Source organism: Streptomyces sp. NPDC017676, from assembly GCF_044329325.1.
Taxonomy (GTDB): domain Bacteria; phylum Actinomycetota; class Actinomycetes; order Streptomycetales; family Streptomycetaceae; genus Streptomyces.
The window spans coordinates 255,310-270,876 of the sequence record NZ_JBIRJA010000003.1 but is presented as its reverse complement, the minus strand read 5'-3'; the positions used below and the strand labels follow the sequence as shown (position 1 = coordinate 270,876).

15 protein-coding genes are annotated in these 15,567 nt (G+C 72.4%); 5 read left to right on the top strand and 10 right to left on the bottom strand.

The genetic code is table 11. From position 1 onward, the window contains the following. Positions 1–35: 35 nt before the first annotated feature. Positions 36–653, bottom strand: a complete 618-nt coding sequence (locus tag ACH4LD_RS08840) for a LysE family translocator (RefSeq protein ID WP_132785336.1) — start codon at positions 651–653, stop codon at positions 36–38. Between the two features lie 82 nt (positions 654–735). On the opposite strand from ACH4LD_RS08840, the gene ACH4LD_RS08835 reads away from it, so the two are divergent. Then, entirely contained in the window at positions 736–1,188 is a 453-nt protein-coding gene (locus ACH4LD_RS08835) for an Lrp/AsnC family transcriptional regulator (RefSeq protein WP_103809828.1), read from the top strand. 85 nt (positions 1,189–1,273) lie between these two features. Here the strand turns inward: ACH4LD_RS08835 and ACH4LD_RS08830 are convergent, their stop codons facing one another. Further along, on the bottom strand, positions 1,274–1,909 hold the full coding sequence (locus tag ACH4LD_RS08830; RefSeq protein ID WP_132785524.1) for a TetR/AcrR family transcriptional regulator: 636 nt from the start codon (positions 1,907–1,909) through the stop codon (positions 1,274–1,276). Between the two features lie 134 nt (positions 1,910–2,043). Between ACH4LD_RS08830 and ACH4LD_RS08825 the strand changes: the two genes are divergently transcribed. Both ACH4LD_RS08825 and ACH4LD_RS08820 read left to right on the top strand, forming a co-directional pair. Next, positions 2,044–2,778 (top strand): VOC family protein, encoded by a 735-nt coding sequence (locus tag ACH4LD_RS08825; RefSeq protein ID WP_398055503.1) that lies wholly within the window; start codon positions 2,044–2,046, stop codon positions 2,776–2,778. A 178-nt stretch (positions 2,779–2,956) separates the two neighbouring features. Then, positions 2,957–5,320 (top strand): PQQ-binding-like beta-propeller repeat protein, encoded by a 2,364-nt coding sequence (locus tag ACH4LD_RS08820; RefSeq protein ID WP_398055502.1) that lies wholly within the window; start codon positions 2,957–2,959, stop codon positions 5,318–5,320. Between the two features lie 683 nt (positions 5,321–6,003). On the opposite strand, the gene ACH4LD_RS08815 is transcribed toward ACH4LD_RS08820, so the two are convergent. The 3 genes from ACH4LD_RS08815 to ACH4LD_RS08805 all read right to left on the bottom strand — a co-directional run bounded on the left by ACH4LD_RS08815 (position 6,004) and on the right by ACH4LD_RS08805 (position 7,996). Then, a complete protein-coding gene (locus tag ACH4LD_RS08815; protein ID WP_398055501.1) occupies positions 6,004–6,843 on the bottom strand; it encodes a hypothetical protein in 840 nt (279 codons plus the stop codon). Between the two features lie 117 nt (positions 6,844–6,960). After that, positions 6,961–7,164: a DUF397 domain-containing protein gene (locus ACH4LD_RS08810; protein ID WP_398055500.1), complete on the bottom strand. Its 204-nt coding sequence runs from the start codon at positions 7,162–7,164 to the stop codon at positions 6,961–6,963. After that, on the bottom strand, positions 7,145–7,996 hold the full coding sequence (locus ACH4LD_RS08805) for a helix-turn-helix domain-containing protein (protein ID WP_398055499.1): 852 nt from the start codon (positions 7,994–7,996) through the stop codon (positions 7,145–7,147). The genes ACH4LD_RS08810 and ACH4LD_RS08805 overlap by 20 nt, the downstream gene beginning before the upstream one ends. A 123-nt stretch (positions 7,997–8,119) precedes the next feature. Here ACH4LD_RS08805 and ACH4LD_RS08800 point away from each other — a divergent pair, with 123 nt between their 5' ends. Next, positions 8,120–8,728, top strand: a complete 609-nt coding sequence (locus ACH4LD_RS08800) for an ATP-binding protein (RefSeq protein ID WP_398055498.1) — start codon at positions 8,120–8,122, stop codon at positions 8,726–8,728. Between the two features lie 51 nt (positions 8,729–8,779). On the opposite strand, the gene ACH4LD_RS08795 is transcribed toward ACH4LD_RS08800, so the two are convergent. From ACH4LD_RS08795 to ACH4LD_RS08775, 5 genes are all read right to left on the bottom strand, one after another. Further along, a complete protein-coding gene (locus ACH4LD_RS08795; protein ID WP_165951608.1) occupies positions 8,780–8,935 on the bottom strand; it encodes a hypothetical protein in 156 nt (51 codons plus the stop codon). Positions 8,936–9,111: 176 nt separating this feature from the next. After that, positions 9,112–9,300: a hypothetical protein gene (locus ACH4LD_RS08790; RefSeq protein WP_398055497.1), complete on the bottom strand. Its 189-nt coding sequence runs from the start codon at positions 9,298–9,300 to the stop codon at positions 9,112–9,114. Between the two features lie 212 nt (positions 9,301–9,512). Next, entirely contained in the window at positions 9,513–12,476 is a 2,964-nt protein-coding gene (locus ACH4LD_RS08785; protein ID WP_398055496.1) for an AfsR/SARP family transcriptional regulator, read from the bottom strand. A 224-nt stretch (positions 12,477–12,700) separates the two neighbouring features. Further along, positions 12,701–13,096 carry a nitroreductase/quinone reductase family protein gene (locus tag ACH4LD_RS08780; RefSeq protein WP_398055495.1) on the bottom strand — a complete coding sequence of 132 codons (396 nt, stop codon included), beginning with the start codon at positions 13,094–13,096 and terminating at the stop codon, positions 12,701–12,703. A gap of 90 nt (positions 13,097–13,186) precedes the next feature. Next, positions 13,187–14,575 carry a CehA/McbA family metallohydrolase gene (locus tag ACH4LD_RS08775; RefSeq protein ID WP_398055494.1) on the bottom strand — a complete coding sequence of 463 codons (1,389 nt, stop codon included), beginning with the start codon at positions 14,573–14,575 and terminating at the stop codon, positions 13,187–13,189. 122 nt (positions 14,576–14,697) lie between these two features. Between ACH4LD_RS08775 and ACH4LD_RS08770 the strand changes: the two genes are divergently transcribed. Then, positions 14,698–15,564 carry an LLM class F420-dependent oxidoreductase gene (locus ACH4LD_RS08770; RefSeq protein WP_132785326.1) on the top strand — a complete coding sequence of 289 codons (867 nt, stop codon included), beginning with the start codon at positions 14,698–14,700 and terminating at the stop codon, positions 15,562–15,564. The last annotated feature ends 3 nt before the right edge of the window (positions 15,565–15,567 follow it).

Here is a 15,567-nt window from a genome sequence, read left to right as displayed (position 1 = left end):
GAGGTCCGGCTGTTCCGGCTCGGCCGGGACCCGGACTAGAGCGTCGCCAGCCGTTCCACCAGGAGCAGTGCGCCGATGCCCAGCATGGCCGCGCCCGAGGTGCGGGTCACCGCCCGGGCCGCTGCCGGGCGGGCCCTGAGGAGGGTGCGGGCGAGCGTGCCCACGGTGAGGTAGACGGCCGCGCAGCAGGCCATGTGGAGGAGGCCGAGGGCCGCCGTCTGCACGGGCACGGGGAGGTGGGCGCCCCTGAGGGTGAGGAACTGGGGAAGCACGGAGAGGTAGAGCAGCAGGCCCTTGGGGTTCAGGCCGCTGATCGTCGCGCCGCGCCGGAACAGGCGGCCGTCGGGTGTCGCCGCGGTGCCGGCGTCCGGGACCGCCGGGTGGCGCAGGACGCCCCAGCCCAGCCACAGCAGGTAGCCCGCACCGGCCACCGTCAGGGCCGTCAGCAGCCGGGGCGAGCCCGCCACCAGCACCGCCAGGCCCGCCGTCGCCAGGGCGGTGTGCAGGGCGTAGCCGCAGACCAGGCCCGCCACCGCGCGCGGGACCGAGCCGCCGCGCAGGGCGGTCGCGATGACGTACGCCCAGTCGGCACCCGGTACGCACACCAGCAGCACGTCCACGACGAGGAAGGAGAAGAGCAGCCCGGATTCCATACCGGGGACATTAGGCGCGAAAGTCCCGAAAGTGTTCCCGAAGTTTGCTCATGATCGCGTAGTCTGCGCAAAGATCTGCTTCATGGACGACGTGGACCGGAAAATCCTTGCCGAGCTGCAGCAGGACGGGCGGCTGACCGTGACCGAGCTGGCCGCCCGGGTGCGGCTCAGCGTCTCGCCCTGCCACCGGCGGCTGCGCGAGCTGGAGCGGTCCGGCGCCATCCAGGGCTACCGCGCGATGGTGGACCCGGCCTCGCTCGGCCTGAACTTCGAGGCGCTGGTCTTCGTGTCCATGCGGCAGGAGGACCGGGACACGGTCGCCGAGTTCGAGCGGGCGGTCAGTGAGCTGGAACATGTGCTGGACGCCCAGCGGCTGTTCGGCGAGCCGGACTACCTGCTCCGGGTGGCCACCGCCGACCTGGCCGCCTTCCAGCGGCTCTACGACGAGCGGCTGGCGACGCTGCCGGGGGTGCAGCGGCTGACGTCGACGCTCGTGATGAAGCACGTGGTGCGGGACCGGCCGTTGCCGGCGTAGACGGAAGGCGGTGGCTCACCGAGTGAACCACCGCCTGCCAGACAGGACTTGGACCAGGACGTGGACCCTGGCAACGGGTGCGCGCTTACTTGGAGGGCTTCCTGCCCGTCACGCCCAGGTGCACCAACAGCGCCAGATTCGGCTTGAGTTCGGCGGGCTTCACGCCCCAGGACGAGAAGCCCTTCTGGTGGGACGCCACCGCCGCGAGCATCACGACCAGCGAACCGGCCACCGCGGCCGGGTTGACGTCCTTGTCGATCCGGCCCTTGGACTGGAGTTCCGCGATGGAGTCCGCGAGGGAGTTGTTGACCGAGTTCAGGATCTTCATGCGGATCTTGTAGAACCGTTTGTCCCCCTCGGCCGCACCGAGATCGACCACTCGCAGGATCGCGTCGTGCCTGCGCCAGAACTCCAGGAACCCGTCGACGAGTTCCTGCGCCGTCTGCCAGCCCGACTTGCCGGTCCAGGTGCGCCCTTCGAGCAGTTCGGTCAGTTCCGCGCCCTCGGTCGCCATCTGCTCGGCGATCTCCAGGACGGCACCTTCGACGTCCGGGAAGTACTGGTAGAAGGTCGCGGGCGAAGTGCCCGCCTTCCGGGCGACATCGATGACCTTGACGTCCCGGTACGGGGAGGAGCTGAGCATCTCGCTGAGGCAGTCGAGCAGCTTCTGCCGGGTCGCCTGCCCACGCCGGCCGGCCACGCGGCCGTCGACGGTACGCACTTGTCCTGTCATGTCGTCAGCTTACCGAGGGGTGATCTGGGCGCGATTCGGCCGACTGCAAATGGGGTGCACGGGGGAAACGGGGGTGGTGTGCCTGGTCTGCGCGGTGCGCGCGACCCGGTTACTTTGACGACATGGCCGAAAACAGGGCATCCGCGAACGAGGAGACCTACGGGGAGGGCGTCCCGTGCTGGGTGGACGCCCAGCTGCCCGACGTCGAGGCGGGCAAGCGGTTCTACGGTGATCTTTTCGGGTGGACATTCGAGGAGTCGTACGGCTCCTCCGTGTGGGCCCTGCTGGACGGCGACCCCGTCGCCTCGCTGGCCCCCAAGACGGACGGCCGGATGCCCACGGTCTGGACCGTCTCCTTCGCGACCTCGGACGCCGGGGCCCTCGGCCGGCGGATCACGGCGGCCGGCGGGCAGGTGGTCATGGCCCCGTTCCCGGTGGGCGAGCTGGGCGTCGCCGCCCTGGCCGCCGACCCCGAGGGCGCCGTCTTCGGCCTGTGGCAGGCCGGCACCCATCGCGGCTTCGGGCGGCGGCGCGAGCCGAACACCTTCGTCTGGGCCGAGCTGTACACCCGGGACACCGCCGCGGCCAACACGTTCTACGGCGGTCTCTTCCACGACGCCCTGTTCGGCACCGACGCCGAGCCCGACTTCGGTCGCGCGGAGGTCACCGACGTCTTCCCGGCCGAGATGCCCCCGCACTTCCTCGTCCACTTCCGGGTCGCGGACCTGGCGGACTCCCTCGCGGCCGTCCACCGGCTCGGCGGGCGGGTGCAGGCGCCACCCTTCGGGACGTCGTACGGAGTGGTGGCCGTCGTCACCGACAATCAGGGGGCGTCGTTCGCACTGCTCCAGCGCTGATGCGCCCCCTTTGGGATGCTTCAGTGTGAGACACCCTGATTGTCACCGGGTTCGCAACCAGCCGCCCGGCCAGGAAGAATCGGGGTGCGTGCCGCCATGGCGGTGCGGTGGTGAGACGCTGCACTTCGGCCGCGTACATATGGAGAGTGGCGCGGCTCGTACGGGGAGGTGGCAGGCAGTGGTGGATCAGCTGACGCAGCACGATCCGCGGCGGATCGGGCCGTTCGAGGTGCTGGGCCGGCTGGGCGCCGGCGGCATGGGGCTGGTCTATCTCGCGCGCTCGGCGTCCGGCCGGCGCGTGGCGATCAAGACGGTGCGCACCGAGCTGGCCGAGGACCAGCTCTTCCGCGTCCGCTTCACCCGCGAGGTGGAGGCGGCCCGCGCGGTCTCCGGCTTCTACACCGCGGCCGTGGTCGACGCCGACCCGCGCGCCGCCGTGCCCTGGCTGGCCACCGCCTACGTCCCCGCGCCCTCCCTCGAAGAGATAGTGAACGAGTGCGGGCCGCTCCCGGCCCAGGCCGTGCGCTGGCTCGCGGCCGGCGTGGCGGAGGCCCTGCAGTCCATCCACGGCGCCGGGCTGGTCCACCGCGACCTCAAGCCCTCCAACGTGCTCGTGGTCGAGGACGGCCCCCGGGTGATCGACTTCGGTATCGCCTCCGGGGTCTCGAACACCCGTCTGACGATGACGAACGTCGCCGTCGGCACCCCCGCCTACATGTCCCCGGAGCAGGCCAAGGACTCCCGCAGCGTCACCGGCGCCAGCGACGTCTTCTCCCTCGGCTCCACCCTCGTCTTCGCGGCCACCGGCCACCCGCCCTTCCACGGCGCCAACCCGGTCGAGACCGTCTTCATGCTGCTGCGCGAGGGCCCGGACCTCACCGGCCTGCCGGACGAGCTGCGCCCGCTGATCGAGGCCTGCATGCAGATGGAGGCCACCGGCCGCCCCACCCCGGCCGACCTCCAGGCCCAGCTCGCCCCGCACCTGTTCGGCTCCGGCTCCGACGACAGCGGCACCGCCTCCGCCTGGCTGCCGGAGAAGGCGGTCGCCCTCATCGAGGCCCGCCGCGGCGGACGCCCCGCCGCCAAGCCCGCCCCGGCCCCGGCCGGCGGCCCGCGCAGCGGCGGACGGCAGGCCGTGCCCCCGCCCCCGCCGTACGACCCACCGGTCCCGGCGCCCGCGAGCGCCGCGGTCTCCGTCCCGGCCGGCGCCCCCGACACCGGCCCGGTCCGGCTGGCCGGCGCCCCGGTGCCCATCGGCCCCGGCCCCCGGGTCGCCGACGCCCGCGCCGCCGCCGTCAAGGCGCCCCCGCCCGAGGCCGGCCTGGTGGCCAGCTGGTCCCGGCCCCGCCCCGGCGTGGCCGGCGCCGACCCCGCCGTACCGCCCGTACCGCCGCAGCCCCCGGAGACGGCGGCGGGCTGGCGCCCCTGGCGGTTCCGCATGTCCAACGACGTGTGGGGCACCCCCGCCGTCGACGGCGACCTGGTCTACGTCACCTCCTTCGAGGTGCACGCCCTGGACGTGGCCACCGGCCGCCGCCGCTTCAAGACCCGGGACGTCGCCTGGTCCATGGCGGTCGCGGACGGCCGCATCCACGCCTCCGACGGCCCCACCCTGTTCGCCCTGGACGCCCGCGAGGGCACCGACCTGTGGCGGCTGTCCACGGACGCCTGGGTGTACTCCCTCAAGGCGGACCGCGGCACGGTCGTCACCGGCACCCGCGGCGGCGGCGTCCAGGCATGGGAGGCGACCAGCGGGCAGAAGCTGTGGGAGATCACCGGCTGCCAGACCGACTTCGAGTCCCCGGAGGCGGGCGCGGTCGTGCACGACGGCACGGTCTACGTCTGGCAGGACGCCCGGCTGCGCGCCCTGGAGGCCCGCACCGGCGAGGAGCGCTGGTCGTACCCCATCGGTGACGCGGCCTCCTGCGGCGGTGTCCCGGTCCGGCTGACCCCGGCCCCCGACGGCTGCGTCTACGTCTCTGCGGGCACCCGCGTCCTCGCCGTCGAGGCGGTGAGCGGCATGGTCCGCTGGCACTTCGAGGCCCCGGCGGTCTTCCTGAGCCCGCCGGCCTTCGCCCCGGGCCCGGCCGTCACCGGCGGTGGCGTCTACCTCGCCGACTACCTCGGCACGGTCTACGCCCTCGACGCCGCCGACGGCCGCGACCGCTGGCGCATCGCCACCGAGGCCCGCTCCTCCGTCGAACCGGTCCTGGTGGCCGCCGGGCACGTGCACGTCGGCAGCGGCAAGGGCCTGTACACCCTGGACGCGGTCACCGGCACCCCCAAGTGGCGCTTCCAGGCGGGCGGCGACGTCGTCGGCGCGCCCGCGGTGGCGGAGGGCCGCATCCACTTCGGCTCCACCGACCACCTCCTCTACACCCTGAAGGCCGACGACGGACGCCTGCGCTGGAAGCTGGCGACCGGCGGCGAGATCACCGGCTCCCCGGTGGTCAAGGACGGCGTGGTGTACGCGTGCAGCAAGGACCGGTGCGTGTACGCGCTGGACGCGGAGAAGGGCACGGGCACCGCGCGCACCGCGTGAGCGGGAGACGGCCGTCGTACCGGTTACACGGAAGGGCCTGGACGGCGGCCGTCGTCGCGGGGGAGCGGCACGGCGTCCACCACTCCCAGGGCAGACGCTACGCCCGGCCCGCGACGGTCGCCATACGGTGACCCGCTCGTGACAGGCGCCCCTACTGAGGGGCGAGCTGATCCGGAGGGACGACCTGGACCGACGCCGACCGCTTGCCGTCGGGCCGGCTTCTGGGGGGCGGCGGGAGCGGGGACGGACTGGCGTCCCACGAGCCCCTCAGGTCCCGCGGGACCGGTGATTGGCGGACTTGGGCCACCCCCACCGACCCTGCCGCCACCAGATCTGCCCCGCTTCCTGGCCCAAATCCGCCACTCACCGTCTGAGCGGGCAAGGCGAGCCGCCCCAGGGAGTCCCCGAGCTCCCCGGCATTTCCGGGGAAAGCCGCAGCCGCCGGTCCACCCGGTGTGCATGCGAGGCGCTGCCGCGCCCAACCCCACCGCTCGCCAGCCGCTCAACCGGCCCGGCGTGCCGACGAGGCGCGTTCGCGCCTCGTTGCCGACGGCGCCCACCCAACTGACCCGAGGCCCGTTACCGCTGGGCCACCTCTTTTCCGGGCCGCTCGCTCGCTTCTCCCCCGTGCTGACGCGGGCCGTGGAAGCACGACGCTGGCTGAGAAGCGAGCGGCCCGACGGTCACTTGGGATCGCCGGTCAGAGAGGCCAGCGTGGCCTTGACCTCCGCGACCATGTACGCAGGGCGCCGGAAAACGTCCTCGGCGCTGAAGCGGAGGAGGCTGCGAATCTCGGGGCAGCGCAGGAGCTGGTTGAAGCGGTCGATGTCCTGGCGGTGGGCTTCACGGGTGCCGTGGTAGGCGTACCCTTCGATCTCCACCGCGAGCCCTGCCGCCCGGAAGAGGAAGTCGACGACGCGGCGATTGCCGTCCGGGGTGCGTAGTTCGGCTTGGCTCTCGGGGTGCAGGTCGGCGTCGTACATGCGCAGCCGGGCGATCGTCTCGGCGGGGGAGCCGGCGCGCGGGTCGGTCAGCCTGAGCCAGTCGAGGGCCCGGACCGACCCCTGCGAGGCCTTCCCCAGCGCGGCCGCGATCTCGTCCTTCCTGATCAGCGGTGCGCGTCGAACTCGCCCGACCCTGCGGTACGTCATGGCCGAGTCCACGGCGACGACCGCGTCGTCCCTCGGGCCGCGGCGGAGGAGGTCGGCGCACGTGCGGGTCGGGGTGGTGAGCCGTAGCCCCTGCCTCTCCACCACGTCACCTGTGCCGAGCGGCATCCGGTGCACGCGTACGCCGCTGCCCAGGCGGTGAATACTGAGGTGTGGGTCGATGAAGTCCAGCGGCGCGTCGCGGCTACCGCCGAGCAACTCGATCCGCCAGAGGGAGGCTGCCGAACCGTGGCTCACGACGAGCCGCGGTACGCGGAGCTGGACGGCCCGGAGGTGAGCGAGCAGGTCCGGGTCGCGCCCCGGCTCGGCCCAGGCGCCGTGCCGGAGCCGCGTCCAGCCTTCCCCGCGCAGCACCCGTGTCAGGCTCCGAGGAGGCCAACCGGCCCTTACGGCGCATGAGGTGAGGATGACGCCACACAGGCAAGATCACAGAAACCGTGACCTGCCGCTTGCCCCTGTGGACAACCGGGGTCAGCCCTTCAGGGAGTCCAGGAAAGTGCTCCAGGCGAGGGGACGGAAGAGGAGTACGGGGCTGTCCTGGGGCTTCTTGGAGTCGCGAACGGGGATGAGGTTGGGGTGTGCGTCGGCCACTTCGACGCACTCGCCGCCGCTGCCGTTGCTGTAGCTGCTCTTGCGCCACACGGCGGTGCTCAGGTCAGTCCCGGTGCTTGCCATCTCGATAGTCCTCCGCCGCTCGTTCGACCATGGCCAGGGACGCCTCTGGCGGTAGTGCCGCGGCCCTGAGCAGATCGTACGACCTGCGGTAGTCCTTCACGAGCGCCGGATAGTCGATGAGTTGGCCATTGTGGAGCCCTTCGGTGTAGGCCACCGGCGGGGCGTCCGGGAAGGTCATCACCCTCATCATGCCCATCATGAACGGGTGGGCGTGCGCCGTTTCCGGGAGGATCTGCAGAACGCCCTGCGTGGAGCGGATCACCTGAGCGATGTGCTCCAGCTGCTCAGCCATCTCCGTCGGGGGCAGCAGGGGCTTGCGGACGAGGGACTCGTGCAGCACCGCCCAGAACGACGGCCGCTCCTCCCGGTCCCAGATCCTCGCGCGCTCCAGCCGGGCCCTGACCTGCTTCTCGACGGTCGTGGGCGGCAGCCAGGGCAGCGACGTGTGGACGACGGCTTCCGCGTAGGCCTGCGTTTGCAGCAACCCCGGCACGAGCATGGGAGCCCAGTCGTCGATCGTCTCCGCGTGCCGCTCCATCTCCGCCACATCCGCGAAGTACTCCGCATGCCCTGACTGCCGGGCCCGGCGCGCGTCTTCACACCGCCGCTCGAAAAACCCGTCCGTCCCCAGCACCTTGTCGACGTGCCGGGCCAGATCCACCGGCATCCGCCGTTCTCCCCGCTCGATCTGGCTGAGGAACGGCACGCCCCGGAAGCTGCCCTCCGCCAGCTGCTCCAAGGTCAGTCCCGCCAGCTCACGCTGATAGCGCAACTCGGCGCCGTAGAAGGAGGGGACGTTCGCCGAGGCGTCAGGGTTCTTGCGTGGGGGCATGACTCGTCACCGCCGTTTGCCAGATGCACTTGCGCAGCCGAAACCTCTTCAGAAGGTACCGGCGTGGGCATCACTCTGTAGCCGTTTCATCACAGAGAGCAGCACAGGAAGGCGTACGCAACCGTGTCGTCCCCGAATCCCCCCTCCGCCCAGCGGGCCAACTCCGTCTACGACACCACCCTCTGCGTGGACGACCTGCGTGACGCGCTGTCGGCGCGCGGCATCACCCTGCCCTCCCTCCGGGTGGACCTGCCGAGCTTCGCGGGCAGGTACCAGCCCCCGGCCGGCCTGGTCGCGCTCGGCAACTGCAACACGGCGACGGCGCGCAAGCTGGCGAGGGCGCTGCGGGGTGAGGAACGCGCGCCGAACCGGCCGCCGCTGGACGTCGAGGTGGTCGCCGTACCGAAGGCACTGCAAGGGCTGCGCCGTACCGTCCGCCGCTACCTGGACGCGCCCTGCGCCGACGTCCAGCTCTGCGTCACCGAACTCGTGGGCAACGTGATCCGGCATGTCGGGGAGGGTGTGTGCGTCCGGCTGCGGGTGGCCCGGACGGACAGCGGGGGCATCCGCGTCGAGGTCACCGACCCCGAACCGGGGAGTCTCCCCGTGCTCTTGCCCGCGACGGAGGACGACGAGACCGGACGGGGCCTCGCGCTGATCGATGCGGTGACGGTGCGGTGGGGTGTGGAGCAGGGGGAGGAGAAGACCGTGTGGTGCGAGTTGGAGGGGTGACACGATGAGGGGCCGAGCTCTCGCCCGGCCCCTCATCGGTCATGTGCTTCGTCAGGGGGCGTGCTGGTCCAGCGGCGTGACGACCGTGACCTGGCTGTCCTGCGGGCTCACGGGCATGGCGTTGTCGGCCAGCGCAGGGCTCGCCGCAGCGGCGGTGGCCCCGAGGACCAGGGCCACGGTGGCCACAACCTTCTTGGTGAGCGTCATAGCGTCCTCCCGTTGTCGAACCGGCATCGGCGGACCCGACGTTAACTCCTGAGTCGGCAGTTGTTCGACGGACTCGAACAGTTCCCGCCGCAGAACGGCTGGATCTTGCCCGAACACGCCTCGGCCGCGGCGGCTCCCCCTCCGCGCCGCCGCGGCCGATCCCCCGTCGTATGGGGTTACTTACCGTTGAGGTCCAAAGCAGGCCCAGCGGGCATGGCGTTGTTCAGGGTGGTGATCGTCTCGTCAGCGGCGGGCTCGCTGGGCATGGCGTTGTTGAGAGTGGTGATCGACTCGTCCGTGGCCGGCGGCGTGGGCATCGCGTTGTTCTGCGGCGTGACGGTTGCGTCCTTGTTCTGCTCGCTCATGGCCTGAGTTCCTCTGCTTGATGACGACTGAGGAACGCCCGTCCGGAGCTCCCCCGTTGGCTGCCGAACGGGCGTTCGGAGCCGCAGATTAGCTGGTTCGGCTCCTGGTCAGACCGTCTGCCCCCCGACGCGGCGGTCTGACGCCTAAGACGATGCCGGGCAGCGATAAACAAACGCTGAACGCGCACGTCCTGCCAGGGACGAAGCGCTGATTACCTGTCGCACGAGGCGGTGAGGAGCGGACGCACGTCCTCGGCCTCCGGCGCGCCGTGCTGTTCGTAGAGGTTGAGTGCCTCCTGCCAGCATGCTCTGGCCCGGTCCGCCTGTCCGAGTGCGCCGAGCGCTCGCCCGAGGAGCGTCAGCACGTTCCCCCGCATCCGGTCGCCACCGATGCAGCCCAGGCTCAGGGCCAGCTCCGCGTGTTGGGCCGCCTGTGTGGATTGCTGCGTGGCGAGATGCACCTGCGCGATCCGGAAGTTGGTCACTCCTTCCCACAAGCGCTGCCGGTGATCGTTGAAGATGCGCAGGGCCTCGGAGAACTCGTGGAGCGCTTCGGCATGGCGGTTGGCCTGGTTCAGGGCGACCCCCAGTGCGAAGTGGCTGTTGGCCAGGCGCACGGACCGGCCGATCTCGCTGTGCGCCGCGAGGCCGCGTTGTGCGATCTCCACGGCCTTGACGGTGTCGCCCATGCCCAGGTAGGCGCGCGACAGGTTGCCGAGAACGGTGGCTTCGAAGGGCCGGTTTCCCGCGGCCCTCAGGCCTTCGAGGGCTTGGTCGAAGAAAACCTTGCCGTCAGCGAATCGTCCCTGGTGCAGGCAGATGAGTCCCCGATTGTTCGCCACCCAGCTGACGGTGGTGGCGTCCGCTACACCGGCCGCGAGCTCCATGGCGATGCGAGCCTCTTCGTCCGACTGCTGGATACGGCCGGAGACCAGCAGCACATCACTGAGAACCGTACGTGCTCTGCCCTCTGCAGGGGCGTCGCCCATGACACGGGTGGCCTCACATGTGGCCCTCGCCGTCATCTCGTACTGGTAGGAGCTGGCTCCCGATTCGGTCAAGTCCTTGGCGGCCCACAACAGATCGACAGCGCGCCGCAGCCTCTGCGTTCCCGCAGCTTGGCGGACGCAGGCCAGCAGCGACCCTGCCTCCGTGTACAACCAGTCGAGGGCCGCCTCTCCCTCGGTGAAGCGCAGCCCCGGGTACCGGGTGGGCTCCAGGTTGTCGATGAGTTGGTCCCCGGGCTGCTCGATCGCGTACACACCAGCCGTCGTAGCCAAGTAAAAGTCCAGCAACCGCGACATCGCCGCCTCCCGCTCCTCCGGCGGCCACTCGTCCCTCTCCGCGCAAGCCCGCGCGTACAGCCGGACCAAGTCGTGGAACCGGTACCGCCCGGGTGCCGCCGACTCCAGCAGGGACGTGTCGACCAGGGACTCCAGCAGGTCCTCCGTCTCCTCCGCGGGGAGGTCCAGGACCGCTGCCGCCGCGGCGAGGGAGATGTCCGGGCCGTCGGCGAGGCCCAGCAGGCGGAAGGCTCGGGCCTGGGCCGGTTCCAGTTGGCCGTAGCCGAGTTCGAAGGTGGCCTTGACCGCCAGGTCGCCGGCCTGGAGTTCGTCCAGGCGGCGCCGCTCGTCCGCCAGCTTGGCCGCCAGGACCGAGACCGTCCAGGTGCGGCGGGCCGCCAGGCGGGACGCCGCGATGCGGATCGCCAGCGGGAGGAAGCCGCAGGCCGCGACCACGTCCAGCGCGGCTTCGCGTTCCGCCGCCACCCGTTCCTCGCCGACGATCTTCGTGAAGAGCGCGAGCGCCTCGTCGGGGGACATGACGTCCAGGTCGACGAGGTGGGCGCCGGCGAGGTCGAGCATGCGGACGCGGGACGTGACCAGCGCCGCGCAGCCTTCCGTCCCCGGCAACAGCGGCCTCACCTGCGCCGCGTCCTTCGCGTTGTCCAGCAGGACCAGGACCCGGCGGCCGTCCAGGACGGAGCGGTAGAGCGCGGAGCGTTCCTCCAGGGAGTCGGGGATCGCGGTGTCGGGCGTGCCCAGGGCCCGCAGGAAGGAGCCGAGGACCGTCTCCGGTTCCGCCGGGCGGGGGCCCGCGCCCTGGAGGTCCACGTACAGCTGGCCGTCGGGGAAGGCCGGGCGGGCCCGGTGGGCCACGTGGACCGCGAGGGTCGTCTTGCCCACGCCGCCGATGCCGGCGAGGGCCGAGACCGCCATCACCCGGCCCTCCGCCTCCGACGCGGAGGACAGGACGTCCGTCAGTTCCGACACGAAGGAGGAGCGGCCGGTGAAGTCGGGGACGGAGGCCGGGAGCTGGGCCGGGCGGACCGGGGTCGCCGCCGGTTCCGTCACCGGGGCCGAGGGTTCCGCCAGGGCCGGGTCCGCCTGGAGGATGCGCTGCTGGAGTTCGCTGAGGCCCGGGCGGGGGTCGACCCCCAGTTCCTCCGACAGCAGGCGGCGGGTGTCGGCGTACACCGCGAGAGCCTCCGCCTGGCGCCCGCTGCGGTACAGCGCCAGCATCAGGAGTTCACGCAGGCGCTCCCGGAGCGGGTGCGCCGCCGTCAGGGCCGTCAGCTCCGAGACCGCCTCCGCGTGGCAGCCCTGTTCCAGGTCCAGGTCCAGGCGGGCCTCCAGCAGGCCGAGCCGCCACTCCTCCAGGCGGGCCCGCTGGACCTCGGCGTACGGGCCGGGGACGCCGGCCAGGACTTCGCCGTCCCAGAGTGACAGGGCTTGGTTCAGCAGTGACCGGGCCCGGCCGAGGTCGCCCGTCCCCCGCGCCTTCTCCGCCTCCGCCGCCAGGTCCTGCGCGACCGCCAGGTCCAGGGCGCCCTCGCGCAGGCCCCGTACCGCGTACCCGCCGGACTCGCTGATCAGGACGCCGGGGCTCAGCACCTTGCGCAGCCGGGAGGCGTACGTGCGCACCGCCGCCAGCGCCTGGGACGGCGGCTCGGGCCCCCACAGCGCGTCGATGAGCTCCGCCGCCGTGGCCGTACGGCCCTCGCGCAGCAGCAGGGCGGCCAGCAGGGCGCGCTGCTGGGGGGAGCCCGTGCTGAGCGCCTCCTCGCCGTGCCAGGCCCGCACCGGACCGAGCACGCCGAAGCGCAGCGGGCCGGGCTCCGCGACGGGCGCGGAGCCGGCACGCCGCTGCTCGGGTACTCGCGGCCCACCGTCCATGCGTTCGTCCCCCTCGGCATCACGAACAACCCCGTCAGTTTGCCTTGTTCCGGACGGTTGCGTCAGCCGTGGGAGACGCCGATCACAGCCGATCGCGGCCGACCGGGGCGGGTCGGGCCCAGGTGCACAAGGCCCTCACACACTCTCCGCAAGCTCCTCGCGGGGCGGCGATCGCCGCGATCCTGCGGCGTCGGTGTCGACCGCCGGGCGACGGGTGACAGGGCTCAGTCCGTCAGGTCCACCCGTACGGTCAGCAGGTCCGTGCCGAACGCGCGTACCGCCGTGCTGTTGAGGCGGGGCAGGGTGCGCAGCCGGGCCACGGGGTCGTCGTCGGGGAGCAGGTGGGCGGTGCCGTGGTGCCAGCGGCCGGCGATGCGGACGCGGACCGTGGGGTCGGCCTGGATGTTGCGCACGTACTGGGACTTCAGGCCGAACTCGGAGACCAGCCAGAAGGAGCTGCCGACGCGGCGCCCGCCGACCGGGGTCCGCCGGGGCAGGCCGGACGACCGGCCGGTGGTCTCCAGCAGGGTCTGGAACGGCAGGCGCCGGTTGAGCGGGTTGGCGACGTACCGCTGGAGGCTGGTCACGACGCGGTGCTTGCGGTCTGCGCGGCCTGACATGACTCCGGCCCCCCTCTTCTCTCCCGGCACGAGGATGCCAGCCTCCACCGGGCCACGACTGATCGCAACGGGGGCACGGGCCGGCACACCTCAGTGCCCCAGGAAGACCGGGTTGGTGAACGCGGTCATCGCTCCCGGTACCGGGCCCAGCGCCGTCTCGTGGCGCAGTTCGGCACGCACATAGGCCGCGCGGTCCGGGGTCGTGCGCCACTCCACGGTGCCCGCGCCGGACACCGGCAGCGGTCCGCCGGTGTACAGCACGCCCTGGTCGGTGACGAGCCGCACCGAGCAGCGCGGTGCCCCGGACACCTCCAGCCGGACGGTCACCGGGGTGTCGTGGGCGACCGCCAACCGTTCCCCGATCCCGGCCCGTCCGCCCCCCTCGGCCGTCACGGAGAACGCCAGCGTGACGTGCCGTGACTCGGCCACGTACGACCGCCCGGCCCGCAGCCCTTCCTGGATCGCCTCCCGGGTCAGGCCGTCGGCGAGGACGACCGTCTGGGGCAGCCCGACGACGTCCGGGGCGCGGTGGGCGTCGCTGTTGCCCATCGCCGGCAGCCACGCCCGCTCGCCCCGCGCCGACGCCACCAGCCCCGCGTCCCAGGCCGCCAGCGCCAGCTCGTCGTCGGGTGTCCAGGGCCCGTTCCACACCTCGACGGCGTCCGCGTGGGCGAACCCGAACTTCCAGGCGCAGCCCACGCAGTCGGCGTGCGGATGGGCCGGGACGACCAGACCGCCGGCCCGCCGGATCTCCCGCGCGAAGTGCGCCCAGCGGCCGTCCCGGGCCCGGTAGCGCCAGTCGACGAAGGTGCCCGGTTCGGTGCCGAGGGCGAGGACGTGCCCGTTCCTGGTGGTGACCTCCTCGCCGAGCAGCACCAGCAGGTCGTCACGGGCCGCGTCGGCCCAGTGGGCGTGCGAGGCGTGCGTGTTGTGGTCGGAGCTGTTGAGGAAGTCGAGCCCGGCGGCGCGGGCCAGGTCCGCGATCTCGGCCGGGGTGCGGCGCCCGTCGGAGTACCAGGAGTGCAGGTGGCAGTCGCCCCGGTACCAGTCCCGGCCCCGCCCCCGGGCCCGGTCCGGCGGGTACACGGCCTCGGGCGTCCGTCCGGCCGGCCCTTCCGTCAGCGTGACGGTCACCTCGTACGACAGCCCCTGCGGTGCCACGGTGTACGGCCCGAGCGCGATGTACCAGGTGCCGGGGGACAGCGGCCCGGGGAGATATCCGGGTGTGGCCTCGTCCGCCCGTACGAAGAACTCGCCGCGCGCCCCGCCCGACCACCCCCGGAACCCCCGCCCGCCCGGCTCGGTACCGCGCGTGTCGAACAGCCCGATGTCGAGGGCGTTGCCGGGGGTGCCGGGCGGGACGGGGGGTCTGTCGTACGTGTAGGAGACCTTCAACTCGGCCGTGCCGGGCGGCACTTCGAAGGGTAGGTACACGTAGTCCGGTGAACCCGGTGCCAAGGTGCCGCGCAAGGTCGTCACAAGGGCCACGGTAGGCGCCTGAAGGGGCGCGGGACAGTATCGATATGCGCCTCGGCCGCGACCGGCCACACCGGACACGCGCGCACCCCTGACGAGCGACCGACCAGTCGGTACGATGCCCCATGCGCATCTCCGTCACGATCTTCCTCACCGACGAGACCATCACCCCCACCCACCTCGCCCGCGAACTGGAACAGCGCGGGTTCTCCGGCCTCTACCTCCCGGAACACACCCACATCCCGGCCGACCGCACCACCCCCTACCCCGCCGGCGGCGACCTCCCCCGCGAGTACGGCCGTACCCTCGACCCCTTCGTGGCCCTGGCCCAGGCGGCGGCCGTGACCGAGCGGCTGGCGCTCGGCACCGGCATCACCCTCGTCGCCCAGCACGACCCCATCGACCTCGCCAAGCAGATCGCCTCGCTCGACCACCTGTCCGGCGGCCGCTTCACCCTCGGCCTCGGCTACGGCTGGAACGTGGAGGAGGCCGCCGACCATGGCGTCACCTGGCGGACCCGCCGGGAACTGGTCCGGGACCGGATGGCGCTGATGCGCGCGCTGTGGAGCGAGGAGCCGACCGCGTACGAGGGCGAGTTCGGCGCCGTACGGGCCAGCTTCGCCCACCCCAAGCCCGTGCAGAAGCCGCGCGGCCCGGTCGTCGGCCCCCGCACGCTCGTCGGCGGGGCCGCCGGACCCAAGCTGTTCGCGCACATCGCCGAGTACGCCGACGGCTGGCTGCCGATCGGCGGACGCGGGCTCTCCGAAGCGCTGCCCGTGCTGCGCTCGGTGTGGGCGGACGCCGGCCGCGACCCGGCCGCCCTCCAGGTCGTCCCGTACGCCGTCCGGCCCACCCCCGGCAAGCTCGCCCACTACGCCGAACTGGGCATCGAGGAGGTCGTGGTGCAGCTGCCGCCGGCCCGGGAGGCGGAGGTGCTGCGGGCGCTCGACGCCTACGGCCCGCTCCTCCCGGACAGTGCCCCGCAACCGTGATCA

Coding starts and splice junctions, on each gene's coding strand:
- ACH4LD_RS08780 (WP_398055495.1), bottom strand. CDS start 13,096: ATGTCAGGCCGCGCAGACCGCAAGCACCGCGTCGTGACCAGCCTCCAG.
- ACH4LD_RS08840 (WP_132785336.1), bottom strand. CDS start 653: ATGGAATCCGGGCTGCTCTTCTCCTTCCTCGTCGTGGACGTGCTGCTG.
- ACH4LD_RS08770 (WP_132785326.1), top strand. CDS start 14,698: ATGCGCATCTCCGTCACGATCTTCCTCACCGACGAGACCATCACCCCC.
- ACH4LD_RS08835 (WP_103809828.1), top strand. CDS start 736: ATGGACGACGTGGACCGGAAAATCCTTGCCGAGCTGCAGCAGGACGGG.
- ACH4LD_RS08785 (WP_398055496.1), bottom strand. CDS start 12,476: ATGGACGGTGGGCCGCGAGTACCCGAGCAGCGGCGTGCCGGCTCCGCG.
- ACH4LD_RS08790 (WP_398055497.1), bottom strand. CDS start 9,300: ATGAGCGAGCAGAACAAGGACGCAACCGTCACGCCGCAGAACAACGCG.
- ACH4LD_RS08805 (WP_398055499.1), bottom strand. CDS start 7,996: ATGCCCCCACGCAAGAACCCTGACGCCTCGGCGAACGTCCCCTCCTTC.
- ACH4LD_RS08810 (WP_398055500.1), bottom strand. CDS start 7,164: ATGGCAAGCACCGGGACTGACCTGAGCACCGCCGTGTGGCGCAAGAGC.
- ACH4LD_RS08795 (WP_165951608.1), bottom strand. CDS start 8,935: ATGACGCTCACCAAGAAGGTTGTGGCCACCGTGGCCCTGGTCCTCGGG.
- ACH4LD_RS08825 (WP_398055503.1), top strand. CDS start 2,044: ATGGCCGAAAACAGGGCATCCGCGAACGAGGAGACCTACGGGGAGGGC.